Below are 3,026 nucleotides of genomic sequence, written 5' to 3'. Positions count from 1 at the left end.
GTGCCATGAGGAGAAGTCCTCGATCGATTAGTATCCGTCAGCTCCATGTGTCGCCACACTTCCACCCCGGACCTATCCACCTCGTCATCTTCGAGGGATCTTACTAGCTTGCGCTATGGGAAATCTCATCTTGAGGGGGGCTTCGTGCTTAGATGCTTTCAGCACTTATCCCGTCCACACATAGCTACCCAGCGATGCCCTTGGCAGGACAACTGGTACACCAGCGGTGTGTCCATCCCGGTCCTCTCGTACTAAGGACAGCTCCTCTCAAATTTCCTGCGCCCGCGACGGATAGGGACCGAACTGTCTCACGACGTTCTGAACCCAGCTCGCGTACCGCTTTAATGGGCGAACAGCCCAACCCTTGGGACCGACTACAGCCCCAGGATGCGATGAGCCGACATCGAGGTGCCAAACCTCCCCGTCGATGTGAACTCTTGGGGGAGATAAGCCTGTTATCCCCGGGGTAGCTTTTATCCGTTGAGCGATGGCCCTTCCATGCGGAACCACCGGATCACTAAGCCCGTCTTTCGACCCTGCTCGACTTGTAGGTCTCGCAGTCAAGCTCCCTTCTGCCTTTGCACTCTGCGAATGATTTCCAACCATTCTGAGGGAACCTTTGGGCGCCTCCGTTACTCTTTAGGAGGCGACCGCCCCAGTCAAACTGCCCGCCTGACACGGTCCCCTGCCCGGATCACGGGCACGGGTTAGAAGTCCAATACAGCCAGGGTAGTATCCCACCAGTGCCTCCACCGAAGCTGGCGCTCCGGTTTCCACGGCTCCTACCTATCCTGTACAGGCTGCACCGGAATTCAATATCAGGCTGCAGTAAAGCTCCACGGGGTCTTTCCGTCCTGTCGCGGGTAACCTGCATCTTCACAGGTACTATAATTTCACCGAGTCTCTCGTTGAGACAGTGCCCAGATCGTTACGCCTTTCGTGCGGGTCGGAACTTACCCGACAAGGAATTTCGCTACCTTAGGACCGTTATAGTTACGGCCGCCGTTTACTGGGGCTTCAATTCAAAGCTTCGCTTGCGCTAACCTCTCCTCTTAACCTTCCAGCACCGGGCAGGCGTCAGCCCCTATACTTCACCTTGCGGTTTTGCAGAGACCTGTGTTTTTGCTAAACAGTCGCCTGGGCCTATTCACTGCGGCTCTCTCGGGCTTTAACACCCTAATAGAGCACCCCTTCTCCCGAAGTTACGGGGTCATTTTGCCGAGTTCCTTAACGAGAGTTCTCTCGATCACCTTAGGATTCTCTCCTCGCCTACCTGTGTCGGTTTGCGGTACGGGCGCCTCCCGCCTCGTTAGAGGCTTTTCTTGGCAGTGTGAAATCAGGGACTCCGGGGTCAGACCCCTTGCCATCACAGCCCAGCGTTACGGGAGTGGGATTTTCCTCACTCCCCGCCTCACTGCTTGGACGCGCAACCAACAGCGCGCTCACCCTATCCTACTGCGTCACCCCATCACTCAAACGGCGGGGAGGCGGTACAGGAATATCAACCTGTTGTCCATCGTCTACGCCTTTCGGCCTCGACTTAGGTCCCGACTGACCCTGAGCGGACGAACCTTCCTCAGGAAACCTTAGGCATTCGGTGGACGGGATTCTCACCCGTCTTTCGCTACTCATACCGGCATTCTCACTTCCAAGCGCTCCACCAGTCCTTCCGGTCTGGCTTCGACGCCCTTGGAACGCTCTCCTACCACTGACACCAACGGTGTCAATCCACGGTTTCGGTGGTCTGTTTAGCCCCGGTACATTTTCGGCGCAGCGCCACTCGACCAGTGAGCTATTACGCACTCTTTAAATGATGGCTGCTTCTAAGCCAACATCCTGGTTGTCTGGGCAGCGCCACATCCTTTTCCACTTAACAGACACTTGGGGACCTTAACCGGTGGTCTGGGCTGTTTCCCTCTCGACTACGGATCTTATCACTCGCAGTCTGACTCCCAGGCATAAATCACCGGCATTCGGAGTTTGTCTGAACTCGGTAACCCGGGATGGGCCCCTCATCCAAACAGTGCTCTACCTCCGGGATTCTCTAGCCTGAGGCTAGCCCTAAAGCTATTTCGGAGAGAACCAGCTATCTCCAGGTTCGATTGGAATTTCACCGCTACCCACACCTCATCCCCGCATTTTTCAACATACGTGGGTTCGGGCCTCCAGTAAGTGTTACCTTACCTTCACCCTGGACATGGGTAGATCACCTGGTTTCGGGTCTACGGCCCCATACTGTGTCGCCCTATTCAGACTCGCTTTCGCTGCGGCTCCGCCTTCTCGGCTTAACCTTGCATGGAACCGTAACTCGCCGGTTCATTCTACAAAAGGCACGCCATCACCCATTAACGGGCTCTGACTACTTGTAGGCACACGGTTTCAGGATCTGTTTCACTCCCCTTCCGGGGTGCTTTTCACCTTTCCCTCACGGTACTGGTTCACTATCGGTCACTAGGGAGTATTTAGCCTTGGGAGATGGTCCTCCCGGATTCCGACGGAATTTCACGTGTTCCGCCGTACTCAGGATCCACTCCGGAGGGGATGGGCTTCGGTTACGGGGCTGTTACCCTCTCTGGCGGGCCTTTCCAGGCCGCTTCACCTCACGCATCCCTTTGTAACTCCAAAGGAGTGTCCTACAACCCCAGGAAGCAAGCTTCCTGGTTTGGGCTAATCCCGTTTCGCTCGCCGCTACTTGGGGAATCGAATTTTCTTTCTCTTCCTCCGGGTACTAAGATGTTTCAGTTCCCCGGGTGTGCCCCGACTGCGCTATGGATTCACGCAGCCGTACTGCCCCATTACGGGCAGTGGGTTTCCCCATTCGGAAATCTCCGGATCTAAGCTCACTTACAGCTCCCCGGAGCATATCGGTGTTCGTTCCGTCCTTCATCGGCTCCTAGTGCCAAGGCATCCACCGTGCGCCCTTCCTAACTTCACCTCTAAAGACCAAAGGTCTTTGCGGCTTTCCGCATGCAGGGGCGAATCCCTGGCAATGCGGACATGAAAAGACCTGTCTCTTATACACATCT

Annotated in this window: 1 rRNA gene; it reads right to left on the bottom strand. The window is 55.7% G+C overall.

Annotation, left to right across the window (positions count from 1 at the left end):
- Positions 1 to 7: 7 nt before the first annotated feature.
- Positions 8 to 2,935 (bottom strand): 23S ribosomal RNA (locus tag AV656_RS16010).
- Between the last annotated feature and the right edge of the window lie 91 nt (positions 2,936 to 3,026).

This window comes from Bhargavaea cecembensis, from assembly GCF_001619585.1.
In the GTDB taxonomy this organism is placed as follows: Bacteria; Bacillota; Bacilli; order Bacillales_A; family Planococcaceae; genus Bhargavaea; species Bhargavaea cecembensis_A.
The sequence above is the reverse complement of the archived record's forward strand: the minus strand, read 5'-3'. Positions and strand labels throughout refer to the sequence as shown.